A 21,845-nucleotide genomic window follows, 5' to 3' on the forward strand; every position below is an offset into this window, starting at 1 on the left:
CTCGGCTCGCACCGGGGGCGGAAGTGAGGAATTGTTGTTTCACCGGCAGCAAGACGCAGCCGAAAAAATGCAAACGGTCGCCCGCGCGGCGGTGGCTCCGGTCTGCCATCCACTGGCCGAACCACCGCCCGCCATGGCGCCCGATGCACACGGATTTCAGACCTGTCGCCACGCAAAGGCCCGCCAATATTAAGGCTTTTGCCACGGGATATCACGTATGAAAGGGGGCATGCGCCATGGCCACTGCGGCGCCTTTGAGGGATGAAACCGAAGAGATGATGACCCCTGCCCACCGCTTCAAGCGGGTTTCCGTGATCGGCCTTGGCTATATCGGCCTGCCCACTGCCGCCGTCTTTGCCTCACGCGGGATCGATGTGATCGGCGTGGACGTGAACGAAATCGCAGTGCAGACGATCAACAAGGGCCGCATCCACATCGTGGAGCCCGACCTGGACATGGTGGTGCATGCCGCCGCACGGGAAGGGCGCCTGCGCGCGACATTGAAGCCCGAGCCGGCCGACGCGTTCCTGATCGCCGTGCCCACCCCGTTCCGCGATGGCCACGAACCCGATCTTTCCTACATCGAGGCAGCAGCGCGCGCGATTGCGCCGGTGCTGGCCAAGGGGAACCTCGTGGTGCTGGAAAGCACCTCGCCCGTGGGCACGACTGAACAAATCGCGGCCTGGCTGGCCGAAGCGCGCCCGGACCTGAGCTTTCCGCAGGAAGCGGGCGAAGCGGCGGACGTTGCCGTCGCCTATTGCCCCGAACGCGTGCTGCCCGGCCATGTGCTGCGCGAGCTGGTGGAGAACGATCGGGTGATCGGCGGCCTCACCCCGCGCTGCTCGGCCGAAGCCGTGGCGCTCTACAGCACGTTCGTGAAAGGCGAATGCGTGGTCACGTCCGCTCGCACGGCCGAGATGTGCAAGCTGACCGAAAACGCGTTTCGCGACGTGAACATCGCCTTTGCCAACGAGCTGTCGATGATCTGCGACAAGCTGGACATCAGCGTGTGGGAACTGATCCGGCTGGCCAACCGCCATCCGCGCGTCAATATCCTGCAGCCGGGGCCGGGCGTGGGCGGGCACTGCATCGCCGTTGACCCGTGGTTCATCGTCAACCGCAGCCCGGACGAATCGCGCCTGATCCACACCGCGCGCCAGGTGAACGACAGCAAGCCGCACTGGGTGGTGGAAAAGGTCTTGGCTGCGGCGCGCGCGGTGGCCGCACGCAAGGACTGCGCCCCCGAACAGGTGCGCGTGGCCACGTTTGGCCTGGCGTTCAAGCCCGACATCGATGACCTGCGCGAAAGCCCTGCGGTGGAAATCGTCAAGGACCTGTCCACCCATTTCTCGCGGCCGCTGCTGGTCGTGGAACCCAATATTGCCGTGCTGCCGCCTGCACTGGCGGCCTGCGGCGTTGAACTGATCGATGGCTTTGCCGCTCTCGATCAAGCCGATGTCTGGACCCTGCTGGTCGATCACCGCCCGTTCAAGACCGTTTCGCCCAAGCGGCGCGACGGGGTGGAGATTGTGGACGCACGCGGGATCTGGACGGACTGAGCGCCCGATCCGCAACCCCGCCTTGCGCGCGGCTGACGAACTGACCTTCGTCACGCGCCAGGCGGCGGGGGCCAGCCGCCAGAGGGCGGACGGCAGCGGATAACGCAGCGGCGGTGGCCGGGGGCCACCAGACCAAGCCGCCAGCGTTTCGGATCGGGCTCTCTTCCACAACTGTGCAAGCCCCGGTCGATCGGGGCGCCGTGGGGAGCCGATGATCGAAACGCCAACCCGAGACGCGTCTGTACCCGGCCATGCGGCAAATGCCGTGCTGGCGCCCGCAGCTCCAATGGAAACGGCAGATGCAGCACAGCATGCGCAAGTGGCCCAGAGTGGCCATGTCTCGGCAGAGGGCCTCCAGGCTGGCGCGGCTGGGGCATTCCTGCTGACCGGCTGCGGCGCGCGGGGCGATGCCACCCTGCTGGCAGCCGATCTGGCCGCCATTAAGGCCGAAAGCGCAGCCTGGCGCGCGGCCGCCGAACATGCCCGCCTTGCCACCATGCGCCAGGCCGAGCGCCACGAACGCACCGTGGCGGCCTATGAAACCCGCCTGTGCCAATTGCAGGGATCGCCGGCCTATCGCCTGGGCGAGACGCTGCTCCACGGCTTGCGCAAACCGGGCCGCTGGTTGGCGCTACCCGGTGGACTGCTGCCGCTGCGCCGGCCTTCGAGCAAGCGCGATGCAGACTTGCCGCTGCCCGGCCTTCCTCTGGCAGAAGCCGCCATCGATCCGCCGGTCGGCCCGCCTGATGTCGTGCCCAATCGGGACGAAGCACCAACCGCAGCGCCGCTCGCCCCCCTGCCGCCGATGACCCCTGCCACTCTGGCTCGGGCAGAAGAGCGCGCCCGCAAGAAAGCGCAGCAGCAGGAACAGCGCGCCCGCGCCGCACGGGCCGATGCCCATGCCGCCCGCGCCCGCGCGCTGCGCCATAGCGATCCGGTGGCTGCGGCACAGGCCGCGCAAGCCGCGCATGACGCCGATCCGCAGCCGTGGCGGGCGAAGTGGCTGGCGTTTCGCCTGCACGATGCGGGGGAACTGACGCGGCCGGCAGCGCTGCTCCAGGGCCTGCCGCAGGACCTGGGGCTGAGCGCATCGGAAAGCAGCCGCGCGCAGCAGATCCTGGCCTTGGCCGCCATGGCGCAAGCCCTGCCCGAACTGCCGCCAGTGGCAGCGCCCGCCTATGACCCGCGCCCGCAAAGCCTGCTCTATTGCGCCGCGAGCGCCCTGCCCTGGCACACCAGCGGCTATACCACCCGCACCCAGGCGCTGCTGCAGGCGCTGGCCGCGCAAGGCGTGGACCTGGTCGCCCTTACCCGCGCCGGATATCCGTGGGACCGCGCCGATAGCGCCGGCACGCCCGAGGCGCTGGCCACCCGCCATGATGGCCTCGATTGGCAGCACTTGCGCCAGCCCAGCCAGTCGTTGCCGCTCGACATCTATATCGAGCGCGCCAGCATCGGCATCGCCCGCCTGGCCAAGGCCCGCCGCGTCGCCGCGATCCAGGCTGCCTCCAACCACGTCAATGCCCTGCCCGCCCTGCTGGCCGCACGCCGCCTGGGCATTCCCTTCCACTATGAGCTGCGCGGCCTGTGGGAAATGAGCCGCGCGGCCAATGTGCCCGGCTTTGCCGGCACCGAGCGCCACGCCCTGGGCCTGGAACTGGAAGCCTTCGTGGCCCGTGCGGCGACTCGCGTCTTTGCCATCTCGCAGCCCCTGGCCGATCATGTGATCGCGCAGTGGCGCCTCGATCCCGCGCGCGTGGCGCTGCTGCCCAACGGTATCGATAGCGCCGGCTTTGCAAGCATTTCGGCCGATCCACTGCCGCGCACCACGATCGGCTATGCCGGGGCGCTGGTCAGCTATGAAGGGCTCGACCTGCTGATCGAGGCCTTGGCCCTGCTCAAGGCACAAGGCCTGGATATCGACCTGTTGGTGATGGGCGATGGGCCCTTGCGGGCGAGCCTGGAGGAACAGGCCCAGCGGCTGGGCCTGGCCCAGGCCGTCACCTTTACCGGCCGCCTCGATCCGGCGCAGGCCCGCGCGCGCATGGCCGCCTGCCACATTGCCTGCCTGCCCCGCCGGCGCAGCGACGTGACCGAACTGGTGCCACCGATCAAGCTGGTCGAGGCCATGGCCCTGGGCCTGCCCGCCGTGGTGCCGGACCTGCCCGTGTTCCGCGCCGAGGCGCAGCACGGCGAGACCGCCCTGTTCTTCACCCCCGACCACGCCGCAGACCTCGCCCGCGCCATCGCCACGCTCGCGACCGATCCCACCCTCGCCCAGCGACTGGGCCAGGCCGCGCGCTCCCACGCCGCCGCAAATCGCGATTGGAACACCATCGCCAACGCCGTCGTGCAAACCTTGCCACAAGCAGAGCCAGAGCCGGAGCCCGAACCCACGCCCGAACCGGCCACCTTGGCCGCTGCCGAAGAAGCGCAGCGCCGGGCACAAGCGCTGCAACGCGCCGAGGCGCTGACCCGCCAGGCCCGCGCGCTCTATGCCATGGATCTGCCCGCCGCGATTGCCCTGGCGGAAGAGGCGCAGACCCTCGACCCGCAACCCTGGCGGGCAAAATGGCTGGCATTCCGCTGGCATGAAGCGGGCGATACGGCGCGTGCGGCGCAACTGCTGCAAGCCCTTCCGGCCAATCTGGCGCTGAGCCGTTCGGAACGGAGCCGCATCGACCAGATCCTCGCCCCACCTACCGTGGCGCCAGCGCCAACTCCCGAACCGACGCCCGACCCGGCCGTCTTGGCTGCCGCCGAACAAGCGCAGCGCCGGGCACAAGCGCTGCAACGCGCCGAGGCGCTGACCCGCCAGGCCCGCGCGCTCTACGCCAGCGACCTGCCCGCCGCGATTGCGCTGGCGGAAGAGGCGCAGGCCCTCGACCCGCAACCCTGGCGGGCCAAATGGCTGGCATTCCGCTGGCATGAAGCGAGCGATACGGTGCGCGCGGCGCAACTGCTGCAAGCCCTCCCGGCCAATTTGGCGCTGAGCCGTTCGGAACGGAGCCGCATCGACCAGATACTCGCCCCACCCACCGTGGCGCCAGCGCCGACAGCCGAACCGGCTCCCGACCCGGCCGCCTTGGCTGCCGCCGAACAAGCGCAGCGCCGGGCGCAGGCACTGCAACGCGCCGAGGCACTGACCCGCGAGGCCCGCGCCGTCGATGCGAGCGACCTGCCCACCGCGATTGCGCTGGCGGAAGAAGCGCAGGCCCTCGACCCGCAACCTTGGCGGGCCAAATGGCTGGCGTTCCGCTGGCACGAAGCAGGTGATACGGCGCGGGCCACTCAGCTGTTGCAAGCCCTGCCCACCGATCTGGCGCTGAGCCGTTCGGAACGGAGCCGGATTCGCCAGATTCTCACCCCCCGTGCTTCCAAGCCGATGCCTGACCCGGCCGAGGCAGAAGAAGCGCGGCGCCGGGCGCAGGCACTGGACCGTGCCGACGCGCTGACCCGGCAGGCACGCGCGCTGTACACCAGCGACCTGCCCGCCGCGATTGCCCTGGCGGAAGAGGCGCAGACACTCGATCCACAGCCTTGGCGCGCCAAGTGGCTGGCGTTCCGCTGGCATGAAGCAGGCGATCCGGCCCGCGCCGTGCACCTGTTGCGATCCCTGCCGGCCGATCTGGCGATGAGCCGATCGGAACGCGGCCGCATCGAACGGATTCTCAATCCACCCGCGCCCGAACCGGCACCCGATCCCGAAGCGCTGGCCGCCGCCGAGGAAGCGCACCGCCGCAGCGAGGCCCAAGCCCTGGCCCGCAGGCTTACCGAACAAGCGCGCACGGTGCAGGACACAGACCCACATGAAGCCGCACGGCTTGGCCTGGCCGCGCATGACGCCGATCCACAGCCGTGGCGGGCGAAGTGGCTGGCGTTTCGCCTGCACGATGCGGGGGAACTGACGCGGCCGGCAGCGCTGCTCCAGGGCCTGCCGCAGGACCTGGGGCTGAGCGCATCGGAAAGCAGCCGCGCGCAGCAGATCCTGGCCTTGGCCGCCATGGCGCAAGCCCTGCCCGAACTGCCGCCAGTGGCAGCGCCCGCCTATGACCCGCGCCCGCAAAGCCTGCTCTATTGCGCCGCGAGCGCCCTGCCCTGGCACACCAGCGGCTATACCACCCGCACCCAGGCGCTGCTGCAGGCGCTGGCCGCGCAAGGCGTGGACCTGGTCGCCCTTACCCGCGCCGGATATCCGTGGGACCGCGCCGATAGCGCCGGCACGCCCGAGGCGCTGGCCACCCGCCATGATGGCCTCGATTGGCAGCACTTGCGCCAGCCCAGCCAGTCGTTGCCGCTCGACATCTATATCGAGCGCGCCAGCATCGGCATCGCCCGCCTGGCCAAGGCCCGCCGCGTCGCCGCGATCCAGGCTGCCTCCAACCACGTCAATGCCCTGCCCGCCCTGCTGGCCGCACGCCGCCTGGGCATTCCCTTCCACTATGAGCTGCGCGGCCTGTGGGAAATGAGCCGCGCGGCCAATGTGCCCGGCTTTGCCGGCACCGAGCGCCACGCCCTGGGCCTGGAACTGGAAGCCTTCGTGGCCCGTGCGGCGACTCGCGTCTTTGCCATCTCGCAGCCCCTGGCCGATCATGTGATCGCGCAGTGGCGCCTCGATCCCGCGCGCGTGGCGCTGCTGCCCAACGGTATCGATAGCGCCGGCTTTGCAAGCATTTCGGCCGATCCACTGCCGCGCACCACGATCGGCTATGCCGGGGCGCTGGTCAGCTATGAAGGGCTCGACCTGCTGATCGAGGCCTTGGCCCTGCTCAAGGCACAAGGCCTGGATATCGACCTGTTGGTGATGGGCGATGGGCCCTTGCGGGCGAGCCTGGAGGAACAGGCCCAGCGGCTGGGCCTGGCCCAGGCCGTCACCTTTACCGGCCGCCTCGATCCGGCGCAGGCCCGCGCGCGCATGGCCGCCTGCCACATTGCCTGCCTGCCCCGCCGGCGCAGCGACGTGACCGAACTGGTGCCACCGATCAAGCTGGTCGAGGCCATGGCCCTGGGCCTGCCCGCCGTGGTGCCGGACCTGCCCGTGTTCCGCGCCGAGGCGCAGCACGGCGAGACCGCCCTGTTCTTCACCCCCGACCACGCCGCAGACCTCGCCCGCGCCATCGCCACGCTCGCCACCGATCCCGCCCTCGCCCAGCAACTGGGCCAGGCCGCGCGCTCCCACGCCGCCGCAAATCGCGATTGGAACACTATCGCCAACGCCGTCGTGCAAACCTTGCCCAGCCGCGATATCGACGCGCAGGATGGAGGGGGCGACCTTGCCGAACCGAGCGGTGACGGGTGGATCGTGCCGGATGCGGAAAGTCTGATCGCCGCTTTGGTACAGGCAAATCCGGCACCGGCGCGTGCCGCCATGGCCACCGCGCCCTTTACCGATGCCGCCCAGGCCGCGCGCGAATGGCTACGGCTGGGCAAGGCCGCAGGCGAAGCGGGCGCCGGAACTGCTGAGTTGTGCGCCGCGGAGGAAGCCGTCGGGCTGGACCGCGGGCTTGCCACTTTGGCAGGCGCCTATGCCGCTGCCCAGCGTGCCGGGGCGTTTGACCATTGCGCGCAATGGATGCTGGAAATGCGCCATCATCCCGATGCGCGGGCCGACCGCGCAGCCCAGGCCCGTATCGAGCGGTTGGCCCAGGGCCTGGCCGGACAGCTTGACCTGTTGCACCTGATCACCCCGCGCCGTGCCCGCGCGCTGGCCCCGGTGCCGGGCCGGGTGTGCTATATGCTGCACAACAGCCTGCCCTATGCCACCGGAGGCTATGCCACGCGCACCCATGGCCTGGCCTGCGGCATGGCCGCGGCGGGGTGCGAGGTTCTGGCAATGACCCGGCCGGGCTTTCCCTACGATGCCGTGGCGGGCCTGGCCGATGGCGATGTGCCGGAGGCGGAGGTGATCGACGGGATCACTTATCTGCGCACGCCCAACCCCGCGCGCATCGACATGCGCTATGTCCATTACATTCCCGCTGCGGCGCGCGCGCTGGAGGAACGCTATCGCGCGCTGCGCCCGGCGCTGGTCATGGCCGCGTCGAACCACCTGGTGGCGCTGCCCGCGCTGATCGCGGCGCGGCGGCTGGGCATTCCGTTTGCCTATGAAGTGCGGGGCTTTTGGGAAGTGACCAAGATGTCTCGCGAGGAAAGCTATCGCGCGACGCCGGCCTACCAAGTGCAGGAAAGGCTTGAAGCGGCCATCGCCCAGGCGGCCGACCAGGTCTTTACCCTGACCGGCCCGATGGCGGAAGAACTGGTGGCGCGCGGGGTGGAGCCGGGCAAGATCGCGTTGCTGCCCAATTCCTGCGACCCGGCCCGCTTTACCCCCCGTCCGCGCGATATTGCCCGCGCGCATGCGCTGGGGATTCCCGCCGACGTGCAGGTGATCGGCTATGTCGGCACTTTCGTGGATTACGAAGGGCTGGACGACCTGGCCGCCGCCTGCGCGCTGCTCAAGGCGCAGGGCCATGCGTTCCGCCTGCTGCTGGTGGGCAGCGAAAACACCAGCGGCAGCGAGCGCGGACCGATTGCCGAGGCAATTGCCGATATTGCCGCGCGAGGTGGCTTTGCCGAGTGGCTGATCATGCCCGGGCGGGTGCCGCATGACGAGGTGGAAAGCTGGTATTCGCTGATCGACGTGTGCCCCTTTCCGCGCAAGCCCTGGCCGGTGTGCGAGATGGTTTCGCCGATGAAGCCGCTGGAAGCGCTGGCCATGGAAAAGGCGGTGGTGGTGTCCGATGTGCGCGCCCTTGCCGAAATGATCGCGCATGAGGACACCGGCCTTGCCTTTGCCAAGGGTGACGTGGCGAGCCTGGCCCAGGCGTTGGCGCGCTTGATCGGTGATCCGGCGTTGCGCGCGGCGCTGGGGCGGCGCGGCCGGCGCTGGGTGGAGGCAGAGCGAACCTGGCTGGGCGTGGGTGAGCAGGCCGTGGCCCTGATGCAGCACGATCTGGCGCAGGCCCCCGGCAACACTCTGGCAGAGGCAGCGGAATGACCAACATGACCGCATTCGTGCGCAGCCTTCGGCGCAAGTTGGGCCAGGCGACGCCGGGCGACAATCGGTTCAATGTGCGCACTGGCGGCTTGCTGAGCACGGGCCGGCCGGACTGCCTGCCCCTGCATTTCCGCGTGCGTCATGTGCCAGGCGCCACGCGCATGCTGGTCACGCTACATGGCGCCGCCGATGCCGCGCGGCACGGACGGCCGGTGTTCAACGGCTTCAATCCCGATCTGGCCGATTGCATCCAGGTGGCGGTCAGCGATCCTTCGCTGCAATTGCCCGGCGATTTCGGAATCGCCTGGTTTGCCGGGCACCAGGATTTCGACACCCCGGCCCTGCTGCGCCGCGCCTTTGCCGAAATGGCCAAGGCCTGGGGCGTGGAACGCACGATCTTTTTCGGCACGTCTGGCGGTGGGTTTGCCGCGCTGGCGCAATCGCATGCCATGCCCGGATCGATCGCCGTGGTCGGCAATCCGCAGACCCGCATCGCCCGCTATCATGCGCCCTCGGTCACGGCCTATCGTGAAGGGTGCTGGCCGGCATTGGCCGACAATGCCGCGCTGGAGCGCGTAACCCTGGCCGATTGCACGGCACTTTATGGTGCGGGTTTTGCCAACACGGTGATCTATGCCCAATCGATGGGCGACCGCCATCACTGGCGCGCGCACATGCTACCGTTCGCAGCGGCTGTGGCTGGCCGGGGCAATGCCGATCGGGTGCTGTTCCACACCGATTTTCATGGGGTTCACGGCCACGCCCTGCCGCGCGAAGCCTATGCCATCTGGCTGCGCGCAGCGGTGATCAGCCCGACCACGATGCCGGCCGACCTGCTGGATACCTGGCACGCCTTGCGCCAGGCGGGTGTGCCCCGAAACGCCCCCGCCCGCCGCCGCGGCAAGGCGAAGGCCCCCGGCGACACGGCGCTCCTCAACCCGCCCGAGACGCTCTCGGCAAGTGCCCGCCTGGAAGCCTGGCTGGCGCGCCACCCTGCCGCCGCAGCACCGGCAGCCCAGCCCCCACACGAGCCCGAAGATGAGCCGCCCGCGCCGGTCAACCCGGCCGATGCCAGCAAGGAAGCCGCCTGATGCACAATCCCTATCGCGGACGCGATGCCCGCGCCTTTTGGAAAAGCGCCGTGGCCGAGCACCACCTGGCCGATATGACCGATGTGTGGGACCCGATCGCCTTGAACCCGGAGGATTGCATCGCCACGGCGGGCAGTTGCTTTGCCCAGCATATCGGCCATGCCCTGGCCACGCGTGGCGCGCATTTCCTGGATTGTGAACCGCCGCCACCGGTCTTTGCCGATGCAGCCGAAGCGCGGCGGTTCGGCTATGGCGTGTTTTCGTGCCGTTATGGCAATGTCTATACCGCGCGGCAGATGCTGCAACTGGCCCAGGAAGCGCTGGGCCTGCGCCGCCCGGCCGAAGTGGTGTGGGAACGCGAGGGGCGCTTTTACGATGCGCTGCGCCCGGCGGTGGATCCGGCCGGCCATGCCACCCCGGAAACCGTGCATCTGGCCAGGCGGCTGCACCTGGGCGCGGTGCGCACCATGCTGGAAACCATGGACGTGCTGGTGTTTACCCTGGGGCTGACCGAATGCTGGGAAAGCCTGGCGGATGGCACGGCCTATCCCACGGCGCCGGGCACCATCGCGGGCAGTTTCGACCCCGCCGCCCACGCGTTTCGCAACATGCGGCATGGCGAGGTGGTGGCCGACATGACCGCGTTCTGGGCGCTGGTGAAAGAGATCAATCCCGGTGCGCGCATGCTGCTGACCGTTTCCCCGGTTCCGTTGATGGCCACGGCCAGCGGCGGCCATGTCCTGCCCGCCACGGTCTATTCCAAATCCGTGCTGCGCGCGGCGGCGGGAGACCTGGCCGCCGACCTGCCCGACACCACGTATTTCCCCAGCTACGAGATCATCGCGGGCCATCCCAGCCGGGGCCTGTTCTTCAACCCCGATCTGCGCACGGTGAACCCGATGGGGGTGGACCTGGTCATGCGCCATTTCTTTTCCGGGCCGCTGGCCAATGTCTTTGCCCCGCCCGGCCACACCGCCGAGCGAGCGCCCGAAGCAATCTGCGAAGAAGGCCGCATCACCGAAACGCTCTGAACCACAAGGACGATAGCCCTGTGCCCGTGCCCCAACGCCTGCCATTGGAAACGTTTGTCGTGCTGTGCGGGATGCCCCGCTGCGGGACGCGCCAGTTTGCCGATTTCCTCAATGCCCATCCGCGCCTGTGCCTGCAGGGAGAAATCCGCAGCGCCCTGGTGGGCACGATCCGCGCCACGCTGGAGGCGGGCGATCGTGCCTATGCCAGTGGCTATGCCGCCAGCTATTACCGGCAAAAGCGTGCGCAGGGGGCGATCGATCTGTTCACGCTGCTGTCCAAGGCCAAGCGGCTGACCAAGCCGGGCGCCGACATCCACGGGTTCAAATGCCCACAGATGGAGCGCCAGAGCGCGGCGATCGCGGCCATCGCGCGCCCCGCATTCCGTCGCCTGGCCTGGTTGCACTGCGTCCGCAATCCGGCCGATTGCTGGCTCTCGCTCAAGGCGATGCCGTGGTTTTCCGATGGCATGGACCAATTCGTGGAACGCTATTGCAACAGCCTGGACCAAGCGCGCGCCATTGCCGATGCGCGATCTCCTCATGACTTGGCGCCAGATGGCCTGGAAACGGCGATCAGCCCGCTCGATCTCGACGCGTTCATCGCGGCCGCCAACAAGGCGGATTGGCTGGGCCGGCATCTGTTCGCGCCGCTGGGCGTGGCAGCAAGCGAAGCAGAACTGGCGCGGTTCGTGGCCACGGTCGACAATCGCAACGCGACCGAGCGTGCCACCGGCAGCGCGCGGGCCAAGCTGCTGTGCAGCGAGGATCATGCCGCCATGGCACGCCACGCCACGCGGCTGGATACGGCCATTGCGGCCTATAACGCCAGGTTTGGCACGGCGCTCGCGCTGCGCCTGCCGCTGGCGGAGGCAGCCTGATGCGCCGGCTCTTGGCTGTCATGGCGCTGGTACTGCTGCCGATGGCGGCGCAAGCGGCCACGCTCTATCTGGCGCCGACCGGCAACGACCAGGCCGATGGCCGCACCGCCCAGACACCGCTGGCCACGCTGGCCGCCGCCGTGGCGCGCGCGCAGCAAGCGCCAGCGGGAGAGGAAACCCGTGTGATCGTGGTGCCCGGCGTCTATCGCGGGCAAAGCGTGGACATCGACGGGCGCCGGCTGCAAGGCCGCCTGACGATTGCCGGGACGGCCAGCGACCCGGCGGCCTTTCCCGCCTTCCTGGGCGATGGCACCAGCACCTGGCTGCACTATCGCGGCGCCGAAGGGCGCGATACCGGCCTCACCGTGCAGGCCTTGCGCGTGGCCCGCTATGCCACCGCGATCAGCCTCAACGGCAACCGCAACGATCCGGCCGCGTTCAACCGCGGCACGGTGCTGGAAAACCTGGTCCTGGCGCAGATCGGCAGCGATGGCGGCACAGCCAAGCCATCGACCGCCGCAATCCGCCTGGTCAACGCCAAGGATACCGTGGTGCGCGGGGTGTTTTTCCACACCATCCGCAACACGCCGCGCGACACTTGCGGCGGGCTCCACGCGATCTATCTGGCCAGCCATTCCACCGGTGCCCGGATCGAGGGCAACACGTTCCAGGATTTCTGCGGCAGCGCGATCAAACTGCGCGATGATTCGGGGGGCGCCACGATCCGCGCCAACCATTTCCGCGATGCCGACGGCGCGCCGGGAATCGAGGAATGGTTCTGCGACATGGACCGCACCAGCGAATGCACCAAGGCTGGCGGCGAATGCCCATCGACCGGCATCACCGTGACCGGCAACGATTTTGGCAATCTGCCGGCAGACCGCCGCGTGCTGGTGCGCGGATCGCGCGTGCCCCGCCCGTGGTGCCCGCCCGGCAGCGCCGGCGCGCCCCGTTTTCTGCTCGACCGTGGCCAGACCCTGCCTTGAAGGAGTGCCCCGCCATGCCGAACGCTTCGCTCAAGATCGCGCTGGTGGCCGACGAGTTGACCCGCGCCTGCCTGGTGCCCGAATGCCGCATCTTGGACGTGCCCGCGCTGGCCACCGCGCAGGGTTTCCATCGGTTGCTTGCTGCCAACCGGCCCGATCTGCTGCTGGTTGAAAGCGCCTGGGCGGGATGGGAGCAGACCTGGCGATACCGCGTGGCCAGCTATCCAGGCTCTTGGCTGCGTTCGATCCGGCGGCTGCGCGTGCTGGTGCACACCGCGCGCGACATGGGCATTCCCACGGTGTTCTGGAACAAGGAAGACGGCGTCCACTTTCAGCGTTTCATCGCCAGTGCCAGGCTGTTTGACCACGTGTTCACCGTCGACGCCAATTGCCTGGCCCGTTATCGCACGGCGATGGGCGCGGATGCTTCGGTCCACGTCATGCCGTTTCCGGTGCAGCCGGCCTATCATCGCTTCACCGGGTTTGCCTTTGCCCGCAACCAGGCAAACTTCGTGGGCAGCTATTCCACCCACGTGCATCCCGCCCGCCGTGCATGGCAGGACATGGCCTTTTCCGCCGCGCTGGACACCGGGCTGGGCCTGACCGTGTATGATCGCAATTCGGAACGGCCATCGCGCATCTATCGCTATCCGGCACGGTGCGGGCTGGAAGTGCACCCGGCGGTGGCGCACATCGAAACGGCGCGAATCTACAAGGAAAACCTGGTCTCGCTCAACGTCAACACGGTGACGGATTCGGCCACGATGTTTTCCCGCCGCCTGGTGGAAATCCTCGCCTGCGGGGGCATTGCCGTCACTTCAGCGGCGCGATCGGTAGACACGCTGTTTGCCGAATTTTGCCACGTGGTGCGCGATGCCGCCCATGCGCGCGACCTGTTTGCCCGCCTGCGCCACGGGCCCAGCGCGCAAGACTTGGAGCGCGCGCGCGCCGGCGCCGCCCATGTGGCCGCGCATCACACCTGGGATAGCCGGCTGGCGCAACTGGCGGCCGTGGCCGGCGTCTGAAAGACCGACCCTTGCCCATCTCCACGGGATGCCGTTGGGTCCATATCGAAGCGGTCCTTGCGCTTCATCGGGCGCCAGCCTGATTGCGTGACGCTCTCGCCCAGGCCGCATGCACCATCACAGGACGCACCTGCGCCGAAAAACCAACCGCTTACTGCCTGCGAAACGGTTGTTTCCGCACTGGTTGGTGCCCGTGATGGCCGCCATCCTGCCTGGCCTGAACCACAAGGCATGATGGATCGGGAGTGCAAAGGTGAACGACCATGACCGCGACGGCTGGGCGCAGTTTGCCGGCAAGCGGATCTTGCTGTTGCAAGGGCCAGTGGGACCGTTCTTTGCCCACCTGGCGCGGGACCTGCGCGCCGCCGGGGCCCAGGTGTGGAAAGTCAATTTCCACGCCGGGGACCAGGTGTTCTTTCCCGGGGGAATCACCTGGCGCGGGCAAATGGCCGATTGGCCGGCCTGGCTGGAGCAGCAACTGGACCAATGGCAGATCGATTGCGTGCTGCTGTTCGGCGATTGTCGCCCGGTGCACCAAGGCGCGCGTGCGGCCTGCGCCCGGCTGGGGGTGGCGGTGGGGGTGTTCGAGGAAGGCTATCTGCGTCCGCACCATGTGACATTCGAATGGGGTGGGGTGAACGCCGACAGCGCCTTGCCACGCGAAGCGGCGGGTATTCTGGCCGTACCGGCATCGCCAGCGTCCCCGTCCCTGGTTCCGGTGCCGGCCACGTTCTGGCGCATGGCTTGGTGGGCGGTGCTCTATTTCGCGGTGGGTGCGCTGCTCGCCTGGCGGTTTCCGCACTATGTCCACCATCGGCCACTGGCCCTGGTACAGGCCCTGCCCTGGTTGCGTTCGGCCTGGCGCAAGCCGCTTTGCGCCTTGGCCCAGCGCGGCATGCTGGCGCGCCTGACCGGCCCGGCGAGCGGCCGCTGGTTCATGGTACCGTTGCAGGTGCACAACGATTCGCAAGTGCTGCATCATGCCGCCACCGGCGGCGTGGCGGGGTTCATCGCCAGCACGATCGCCTCGTTTGCCCGCCATGCCCCGCCCGATTGCCTGCTGGTGATCAAGCATCACCCGATGGACCGGGGATACCGTGATTATCGCGCCATGGTGGCCGATGAAGCCGCACGCCATGGCTGCGCCGGGCGGGTGCGGTGCCTGCACGATCAGCCCACGCTGTTACTGTTGCAGCATTGCCGTGGCGTGATCACGATCAACAGCACCGTGGGGTTGAGCGCACTGGCCCAAGGCCGCGCCACCAAGGCCGTGGGCACGGCATTCTACGACATACCGGGATTGACCTATCAAGGGCCGCTGCACCGCTTTTGGCACGAAGCGCCGCTGGCCGTGCCCGATCCGGCATTGTGGCGCCGTTTCCACGCGCTGATCCTGGCGCGCGCCCAGATCAACGGCAGCTTTTACCGCCGCGTGGTGCAGGGCACGGCCACGGGCCTTGCCCAAGCTCTGCCGCCGCCGCCCGGATGGGCGGCGGCGGCGGGATGGCGGCCCATGGCAAGACCGCCGGTGCCGCTCACAGGCTCCAGTATTGCACCCCCTCGGGAAGCGCTTGTGGCTTGAGCGCCGATTTCACATCGACCAGCACACCACCCGGGCGCAGCATGGCGGCAATGGCATCCCCGCCCAGTGCGGCATATTCACGATGCGAGACGGCATAGATGACCGCATCAAGCCCGGTGAAATCGTCCAGCGAAGACAACGTGATGCCGAATTCATGCGCTGCGGCGGCCGGTTCGGCCAGGGGATCGTGAACCAGGGGTGCGATGCCGAAGTCCTTCAATTCACGCCAGATGTCTTCCACCTTGGAATTGCGGATATCGGGGACGTTTTCCTTGAACGTCAGCCCCAGGATGCCCACCCGCGCGGTCTTGAGGGCGCAACCGGCACCGGCCAGCATCTTGACCGTGCGCTGGGCAATATACGCCCCCATGCCGTCGTTGATGCGCCGCCCGGCGAGGATCACCTGCGGGTGATAGCCCAGCTGCTCGGCCTTGGCGGTGAGGTAATAGGGATCGACGCCGATGCAGTGGCCACCGACCAGGCCAGGATAGAAGCGCAGGAAATTCCACTTGGTGCCTGCGGCCGCCAGCACTTCGCTGGTGCGAATGCCAACGAGGTCGCAGATCTTGGAAATCTCGTTCATCAAGGCGATGTTGATGTCGCGCTGGGTGTTCTCGATCACCTTGGCGGCTTCGGCTACCTTGATCGAGCTGGCCTTGTGGATGCCGGCCTCCACCACCGCGCCATAGAGATCGGCCAGGAGGTCCAGCGTTTCCTGATCTTCGCCGGCCACGACCTTGACGATCTTTTCGAACGGGTGATCCTTGTCGCCTGGATTGATGCGTTCCGGGCTGTAGCCCAGCTTGAAATCCTGCCCGGCTTTCAGGCCCGAAACCGCCTCGATCGTGGGCGCGCAGACTTCCTCGGTGGCGCCGGGATAGACGGTCGATTCGAACACGATCACCGTGCCTTTGCGGATCACCTTGCCCAGCGTTTCGCAGGCCATGCGCACGGGCGTGAAATCAGGGCGGCGGCTTTCGTCCACGGGCGTGGGCACCGTGACGATGATTACCGGGCAATCGGCCAGCGCGGCGGCATCGTCGGTCACGACCAGCGAAGACGCGGCCAGATCCTGCGCCGAAACCTCCCCTGTATAATCGTGATGCGCGCGCAGCGTGGCAATGCGGTGCGCGCTGACGTCAAAGCCGACCACGGCAAACTTGCGGGCAAAGGCAATGGCCAGCGGCAGGCCAACATAACCAAGCCCGACCACACCGATCTTTTGCGAAAACACCCCGTTGCCCTGCACGCCTGTTCCATTCCTGCTTACGCCAACAATCTTTGGCCATAATCCCATGGCGTTACCAATCCGCAAATGGATTGGATTTTGGCGCTGTCGAAGCCCAGCGGAATGCGCCGTTGCCGCACCTGTCCAAGCCGACAGGTTTGGCGCAGCCTTTCAAGGCGTGCAACGGTGGGCCTTCCCCTGTCTGCGCAGTTTGACTAAGGGCACGATTAAACCGTTTCCCTCCCGCTCATTCCGAACGGAGTCGCCCGATGTCCGACCTTGCCACGCTCGAAGCCCCCGCCACCAACCCGGCGGTGCGCACCGACTGGAGCCGCGAGGAAATCGCCGCGCTGTTCGACCTGCCGTTTACCGAACTGGTGTTCCGCGCCGCGGCCGTGCACCGCGATCACCATCGCGCGGGCGAAGTGCAGCTGTGCACGCTGCTGTCGATCAAGACCGGCGGCTGCCCCGAAGATTGCGGCTATTGCTCGCAAAGCGTGAAGGCCGACAGCGGCGTTGCCGCCAGCAAGCTGATGGATGTGCAGGCCGTGCTGCAATCGGCCGCCCAGGCGCGCGATGCTGGATCGAAGCGGTTCTGCATGGGCGCGGCCTGGCGCAACCCCAAGGATCGCGACATGGGCGCCATCGTGCAGATGGTGAAAGGCGTGCGCGAAATGGGCATGGAAACCTGCATGACGCTGGGCATGCTCACCCCCGATCAGGCTGCTCAACTGGCCGAAGCTGGCCTGGACTACTACAACCACAACATCGACACCTCGCCCGAACGCTATAACGAGGTGATCACCACCCGCACGTTCCAGGACCGGCTCGATACCTTGAGCGTGGTGCGCGAAGCAGGGATCAACGTCTGTTCGGGCGGCATCGTGGGCATGGGTGAAACCCGCGCCGATCGCGTCGGCTTCGTCCACGCGCTGGCCACGCTGGAACAGCACCCGGAAAGCGTGCCGGTCAACGCGCTGGTGCCGGTGAAGGGCACCGTGCTGGGCGACATGCTGGCCGATACGCCGCTGGCCAAGATCGATGACATCGAATTCGTGCGCACCGTGGCCGTGGCGCGGATCACCATGCCGCTCTCGATGGTGCGCCTTTCGGCCGGTCGCGAAAGCATGAGCGAGGCGACCCAGGCACTATGCTTCCTGGCGGGTGCGAACTCGATCTTCACCGGCGACAAGCTGCTGACCGCGCCCAACGCGGGCGATGACAGCGACGCAGCAATGTTCGCGCGCCTGGGCCTCAAGCCCATGGAAGGCGAAGAGCCGCTGCGGGCGATGAAGGCAGTGGGTGGTTGCTCGGGCGGCTGCGCGGCCTGATCCCATGGACAGCGTGATCGCCACGGATCTGTGGCAGGCCCAGTCCGCCGATCTGGCGGCACTGGAAAGCCGCGCCCGCCTGCGCGCGCTGACCCCGCGTTCCGGGGTGGATTTCGCCAGCAACGATTATCTCGCCCTGGCGCAATCACCGCGCTTGCGCGCCGCCGTGGCCGATGCCCTGGCGCGCGGAGTGGCGGTGGGTTCGGGCGGATCGCGCCTGCTGCGCGGCAACGATCCCGAACACGAGGCGCTGGAGGCCCAAGCCGCCGCGTTCTTTGGCTGCGAAAGCACGCTATGGTTCAGCGCGGGCTATGCCGGCAACGTGGCGCTGATCGCCACCCTGCCGCAGCGCGATGACCTGGTAATCTGTGACGAATTGATCCATGCCTCGGTCCATGAAGGGCTGCGGCTGACGCGCGCGCAAACCGCCATGGCCGCGCACAACCAAGCCGATGCCTTTGAAACCCTGGCACGGGAATGGCGCGCGGACGGCCACAAGGGGCGCCTGTGGCTGTGCGTCGAAAGCCTCTATTCGATGGATGGCGATCGCGCGCCGCTGGATGACCTGGCCGCCGTGGCAGAACGGTACGGCGCGATCCTGATCATCGACGAAGCCCATGCCACCGGCGTATTTGGCCCGGATGGCCGGGGCTTGGCCGCGCATCTCGATGGCCGGGAAGACGTGATCCTGCTGCGCACCTGTGGCAAGGCGCTGGGCTGCGAAGGCGCGCTGGTGTGCGGGCCGCGCGTGGTGCGCGATTTCCTGGTCAACCGGGGCCGCCCGTTCATCTTTTCCACCGCGCCCAGCCCACTGATGGCAAGTGCTGTGCGCGAGGCCTTGCGCATCTGCGCCGAGGAACCGGAGCGGCGCGCGGCGCTGGCCACGTTGATCGACCATGCCGCACGGGTGCTTGGTCCCTTGGGCGCCAGCGTGAGCGGCAGCCAGGTCATGCCGCTGATCTTAAAGGACGATGCGCGCACCATGGCCGTGGCGACACGGCTGCAACAGGCGGGGTTCGACATTCGCGGCATCCGCCCGCCCACCGTGCCGGACGGCACCAGCCGGTTGCGCATTTCATTGACGCTCAACGCCAGCCCCGCCGATGTGGACGCGCTGGCTGCCACTCTGCAAGAGGTGCTTTGACATGCCCCGTTATGTCGTGACCGGAACCGATACCGGCATCGGCAAGACCGTGTTCAGCGCCGCGCTGGCCGGTGCGCTGGGCGCGCACTACTGGAAGCCGGTGCAATCGGGCCTGGATGACGGCGCCGACCGCGATGCCGTGGCCACCCTGGCGCAATTGCCGCCCGAGCGCGTGCTGCCCGAAGCCTATCGCCTGACTCAGCCACTTTCCCCCCATCGTGCGGCAGAACTGGACGGCTTGCAGATCGATCCGGCCCGGCTGGCCCCGCCCGAGCTGGACAACCTGGTGGTCGAGGGCGCCGGCGGCGCGCTGGTGCCGATCACGCGCGGCACGCTCTATGCCGATCTGTTCGCCTGGTGGAACCTGCCGGTCATCATCGTTGCGCGCACGGGCCTGGGCACAATCAACCACAGCCTGCTGACCGTGGAAGCATTGCGTGCGCGCGGGGTGCCGATCCATGGCATCGCCTTTGTCGGCGCGGCCAACGAAGACAACGAGCAGACGATTGCCGCCATGGGCAAAGTCCGCCGGCTGGGCCGGCTGGACCGGCTTGATCCGCTGACACCGCAAACCCTGGCCGCTGCCTTTGCCACAGGCTTTGCGCTGGAGGATTTCGCGTGAGCCAATCGCCCGTCTGGCATCCGTTCTGGCAGCATGGCCTGGGCCTGCCGATCCCCACGGTGGCGCGCGGCGAAGGCGCGGCGCTGATCCTGGAAGATGGCAGCCGCGTGATCGATGCGATCTCGTCCTGGTGGGTGACCACGCACGGGCACAACCACCCGCGCATCATGGCCGCGATCCGCGCGCAGACCGAAAAGCTCGACCAGGTGATCTTTGCCGGGTGGACGCATCAACCGGCCGAAGACGTGGCGCGCGGCCTGGTGGCCATGTTGCCCGAGCCGCTGACCCGCGTGTTCTTTTCCGACAGCGGCAGCACTTGCGTGGAAGTCGCACTGAAAATGGCGCTGGGTTTCTGGGCCAACACGGGCGAGGCGCGCGACCGCATCCTGGTGATGGAGCATTCCTATCACGGCGATACCATCGGCACGATGTCGGTGGGAGAGCGCGGGGTATATAATGCGGCCTATGCCCCGCTGCTGTTCGACGTGGGCACGGTGCCGTTTCCGCATGCCGATGGCGCCAACACCATTGCCGCGCTGGAAGCCGCCTGCCGCGAAAAGCCCGCCGCCCTGATCGTGGAGCCGCTGGTGCTGGGCGCAGGGGGCATGCTGTTCTATCCGCCCGCCATACTGGCCGAAATGGCGCACGTCTGCCGCCGCCATGGCGTGCTGCTGATTGCCGATGAAGTGATGACCGGGTTCGGCCGCACCGGCACGCTGCTGGCCTGCGACCAGGCCCACGTGGTGCCCGATATCCTGTGCCTGGCCAAAGGCCTGACCGGCGGATCGATGCCGCTGGCGGTGACGGTGGCGCAGGAGCCGATCTTTGCCGCGCACTGGTCCACCGACCGGGCCAGGTTGTTCTACCACTCTTCGAGCTACACGGCGAATCCGATCGCCTGCGCGGCGGCGGTGGAAAACCTGGCGATCTGGCGCGAGGAGCCGGTACAGGCGCGGATCGACACGCTGGCGCAGAACCAGCAGGCCTTGCTGGACCGGCTGGCCAGCCTGCCGGGCGCCAATAACCCGCGCCGCTGCGGCACGATCATCGCGGTGGACTTTGCCACGCCCGATGGCGGCTATCTCTCTGCCCTGGCGCCGCACCTGATGGGCTTTGCCCGCGACAACGGCGTACTGCTGCGCCCGCTGGGCAACACCGTCTATGTGCTGCCGCCCTATTGCATCACGCCAGAGGATCTGGCGCGCGTGGGCGATGTGGTGGAAGCAGGGCTGGCAGCCCTGCCCCGCTGACCACACAAGCTCAGTAAGCGCTGCGCGTCGAAGCCCCCATGAAGGGGAAGCGAACCACGCGGCCGGTCAGCATCGCGGACTTGAACAGGATGCGCGCCTTGTCGGCCTCTTCGATCGTCAAGAAAACCACATGGGTGCCGCCCGACTTGAGCGGTTCGATCGAACTGATGCGCAGCGACTTGGCTTCGCATTGCTTGATCGCAGCCGTCTCTTCGACCGAAATGTTGAGCGCGCGGGTGGTGACAATTGCCGTCATGGGGAAATCTCCTGGCCGGAAGACCCGGTTCGCAAGGCTTGCGAAACGGGCAACGTGGGCAAATGCGCCCGATTGCGTTTGGGCGATCAGGCCGCCGCGGGCGCGTCCGGCTGGGCAAACCATTCGGGATAGGCCGCAACGCCCAGCTTCTGGCGCAGCCGGGCAATGCGCGTTTCGTAATGGCGTACGAGATCGTAACGGCTGCCCGCACGGCGATCACGCGGCGCTTGGGCATCCATCACCGCAACCTGATGCTGAAAAAGAAGATGATTGAGGTCCACGGTCGTTCTCCTGCCAGATGCGGGAGCGCGATGGTCTCTCAGGCGCCTGATGCATCCAGGATATTTGCATCCATGACAGGGGGCGATGCGCAGCTTATGGCAAATCACGCCAATAATTGCAAGTGAAATTTAAAAATCGAATTTCAAGTACATTTCGATCTTCAACTGGCTTATATTTATGATCTATTCGAATTATGCTGAATTTAATTTTACAATATTAAAATAGACAGGATAAATTCTAGATTTCATTGCAACATCACCTTTAAGCTCATTTTCCTGGCAAGCAGACTCGCGCCGCAAGGTTCCAAACTGCATTCCGCCGTCATGCCCCCCGCAGAACCGGCACGGTCTGCCACCGCCTGTCTTGCGCGCGAGACTGCCCCTGGACACCGCCGCCCGTTCAGGATCGTGGGAAAGCAAGTTGGACTCTCAACAGAAATCGAGAACGGGCCGATTAGATGGCACCGTTTCAGTGCGATCCCACCATCCCCACGTATTTTCCCTTACTGGTCAATACGGTTACAGCAACGAAGACTGCCACGGCGTCAACCGCGTCTGGAGCGGGCATGTTAAAGGAAAACGGC

General features: G+C 67.3%; 15 protein-coding genes. 12 read left to right on the forward strand and 3 right to left on the reverse strand.

Going from position 1 to position 21,845, the window contains the following annotated elements; genetic code table 11:
• The first annotated feature begins 275 nt into the window (after positions 1–275).
• The 8 genes from wecC to FHT19_RS21640 all read left to right on the forward strand — a co-directional run bounded on the left by wecC (position 276) and on the right by FHT19_RS21640 (position 15,149).
• Positions 276–1,559: a UDP-N-acetyl-D-mannosamine dehydrogenase gene (wecC, locus tag FHT19_RS21605; protein WP_348981809.1), complete on the forward strand. Its 1,284-nt coding sequence runs from the start codon at positions 276–278 to the stop codon at positions 1,557–1,559.
• 286 nt (positions 1,560–1,845) lie between these two features.
• Entirely contained in the window at positions 1,846–8,556 is a 6,711-nt protein-coding gene (locus FHT19_RS21610; protein WP_169476749.1) for a glycosyltransferase, read from the forward strand.
• Positions 8,553–9,647, forward strand: coding sequence for a hypothetical protein (locus FHT19_RS21615; protein WP_169476750.1), 1,095 nt, complete (start codon positions 8,553–8,555; stop codon positions 9,645–9,647). Before FHT19_RS21610 ends, FHT19_RS21615 begins: the two co-directional genes overlap by 4 nt.
• Positions 9,647–10,678 carry a GSCFA domain-containing protein gene (locus FHT19_RS21620; RefSeq protein ID WP_169476751.1) on the forward strand — a complete coding sequence of 344 codons (1,032 nt, stop codon included), beginning with the start codon at positions 9,647–9,649 and terminating at the stop codon, positions 10,676–10,678. Before FHT19_RS21615 ends, FHT19_RS21620 begins: the two co-directional genes overlap by 1 nt.
• Positions 10,679–10,698: 20 nt before the next feature.
• Positions 10,699–11,556, forward strand: coding sequence for a tetratricopeptide repeat protein (locus tag FHT19_RS21625; protein WP_169476752.1), 858 nt, complete (start codon positions 10,699–10,701; stop codon positions 11,554–11,556).
• Positions 11,557–11,576: 20 nt separating this feature from the next.
• Positions 11,577–12,542, forward strand: coding sequence for a hypothetical protein (locus tag FHT19_RS21630; protein ID WP_169476753.1), 966 nt, complete (start codon positions 11,577–11,579; stop codon positions 12,540–12,542).
• A 14-nt stretch (positions 12,543–12,556) separates the two neighbouring features.
• Positions 12,557–13,567, forward strand: a complete 1,011-nt coding sequence (locus FHT19_RS21635; RefSeq protein WP_168556240.1) for a glycosyltransferase — start codon at positions 12,557–12,559, stop codon at positions 13,565–13,567.
• 253 nt (positions 13,568–13,820) lie between these two features.
• Positions 13,821–15,149, forward strand: coding sequence for a capsular biosynthesis protein (locus FHT19_RS21640; RefSeq protein WP_169476754.1), 1,329 nt, complete (start codon positions 13,821–13,823; stop codon positions 15,147–15,149).
• On the opposite strand, the gene FHT19_RS21645 is transcribed toward FHT19_RS21640, so the two are convergent.
• Positions 15,103–16,398 (reverse strand): nucleotide sugar dehydrogenase, encoded by a 1,296-nt coding sequence (locus FHT19_RS21645; protein ID WP_248290596.1) that lies wholly within the window; start codon positions 16,396–16,398, stop codon positions 15,103–15,105. The two genes, FHT19_RS21640 and FHT19_RS21645, sit on opposite strands and share 47 nt — an antisense overlap.
• A gap of 248 nt (positions 16,399–16,646) precedes the next feature.
• Between FHT19_RS21645 and bioB the strand changes: the two genes are divergently transcribed.
• The 4 genes from bioB to FHT19_RS21665 are packed head-to-tail and all read left to right on the forward strand — an operon-like array spanning position 16,647 to position 20,724.
• The gene (bioB, locus tag FHT19_RS21650; RefSeq protein ID WP_168556237.1) at positions 16,647–17,708 is read left to right on the forward strand and encodes a biotin synthase BioB; all 1,062 of its coding nucleotides are present in this window, start codon (positions 16,647–16,649) and stop codon (positions 17,706–17,708) included.
• A 4-nt stretch (positions 17,709–17,712) separates the two neighbouring features.
• The gene (locus tag FHT19_RS21655) at positions 17,713–18,852 is read left to right on the forward strand and encodes an 8-amino-7-oxononanoate synthase (protein WP_169476756.1); all 1,140 of its coding nucleotides are present in this window, start codon (positions 17,713–17,715) and stop codon (positions 18,850–18,852) included.
• 1 nt (position 18,853) lies between these two features.
• Positions 18,854–19,474 (forward strand): dethiobiotin synthase, encoded by a 621-nt coding sequence (gene bioD / locus FHT19_RS21660; RefSeq protein WP_169476757.1) that lies wholly within the window; start codon positions 18,854–18,856, stop codon positions 19,472–19,474.
• The gene (locus FHT19_RS21665; protein ID WP_169476758.1) at positions 19,471–20,724 is read left to right on the forward strand and encodes an adenosylmethionine--8-amino-7-oxononanoate transaminase; all 1,254 of its coding nucleotides are present in this window, start codon (positions 19,471–19,473) and stop codon (positions 20,722–20,724) included. The genes bioD and FHT19_RS21665 overlap by 4 nt, the downstream gene beginning before the upstream one ends.
• 10 nt (positions 20,725–20,734) lie before the next feature.
• Here FHT19_RS21665 and FHT19_RS21670 read toward each other — a convergent pair whose 3' ends face one another.
• Together FHT19_RS21670 and FHT19_RS21675 are read right to left on the reverse strand one after the other, a co-directional pair.
• Positions 20,735–20,980: a hypothetical protein gene (locus FHT19_RS21670; protein WP_210425654.1), complete on the reverse strand. Its 246-nt coding sequence runs from the start codon at positions 20,978–20,980 to the stop codon at positions 20,735–20,737.
• Between the two features lie 86 nt (positions 20,981–21,066).
• Entirely contained in the window at positions 21,067–21,261 is a 195-nt protein-coding gene (locus tag FHT19_RS21675) for a hypothetical protein (protein ID WP_168556233.1), read from the reverse strand.
• Positions 21,262–21,845: the final 584 nt, after the last annotated feature.

This window comes from Novosphingobium sp. SG919, assembly GCF_012932495.1.
In the GTDB taxonomy this organism is placed as follows: Bacteria; Pseudomonadota; Alphaproteobacteria; order Sphingomonadales; family Sphingomonadaceae; genus Novosphingobium; species Novosphingobium rhizosphaerae.

Excerpts from the sequence above, each read along its gene's own strand:
- FHT19_RS21615 (WP_169476750.1), top strand. The coding sequence starts at position 8,553 with ATGACCAACATGACCGCATTCGTGCGCAGCCTTCGGCGCAAGTTGGGC.
- wecC (WP_348981809.1), top strand. The coding sequence starts at position 276 with ATGATGACCCCTGCCCACCGCTTCAAGCGGGTTTCCGTGATCGGCCTT.
- FHT19_RS21630 (WP_169476753.1), top strand. The coding sequence starts at position 11,577 with ATGGCGCTGGTACTGCTGCCGATGGCGGCGCAAGCGGCCACGCTCTAT.
- FHT19_RS21610 (WP_169476749.1), top strand. The coding sequence starts at position 1,846 with ATGGAAACGGCAGATGCAGCACAGCATGCGCAAGTGGCCCAGAGTGGC.
- FHT19_RS21620 (WP_169476751.1), top strand. The coding sequence starts at position 9,647 with ATGCACAATCCCTATCGCGGACGCGATGCCCGCGCCTTTTGGAAAAGC.
- bioB (WP_168556237.1), top strand. The coding sequence starts at position 16,647 with ATGTCCGACCTTGCCACGCTCGAAGCCCCCGCCACCAACCCGGCGGTG.
- bioD (WP_169476757.1), top strand. The coding sequence starts at position 18,854 with ATGCCCCGTTATGTCGTGACCGGAACCGATACCGGCATCGGCAAGACC.
- FHT19_RS21635 (WP_168556240.1), top strand. The coding sequence starts at position 12,557 with ATGCCGAACGCTTCGCTCAAGATCGCGCTGGTGGCCGACGAGTTGACC.
- FHT19_RS21655 (WP_169476756.1), top strand. The coding sequence starts at position 17,713 with ATGGACAGCGTGATCGCCACGGATCTGTGGCAGGCCCAGTCCGCCGAT.
- FHT19_RS21670 (WP_210425654.1), bottom strand. The coding sequence starts at position 20,980 with ATGACGGCAATTGTCACCACCCGCGCGCTCAACATTTCGGTCGAAGAG.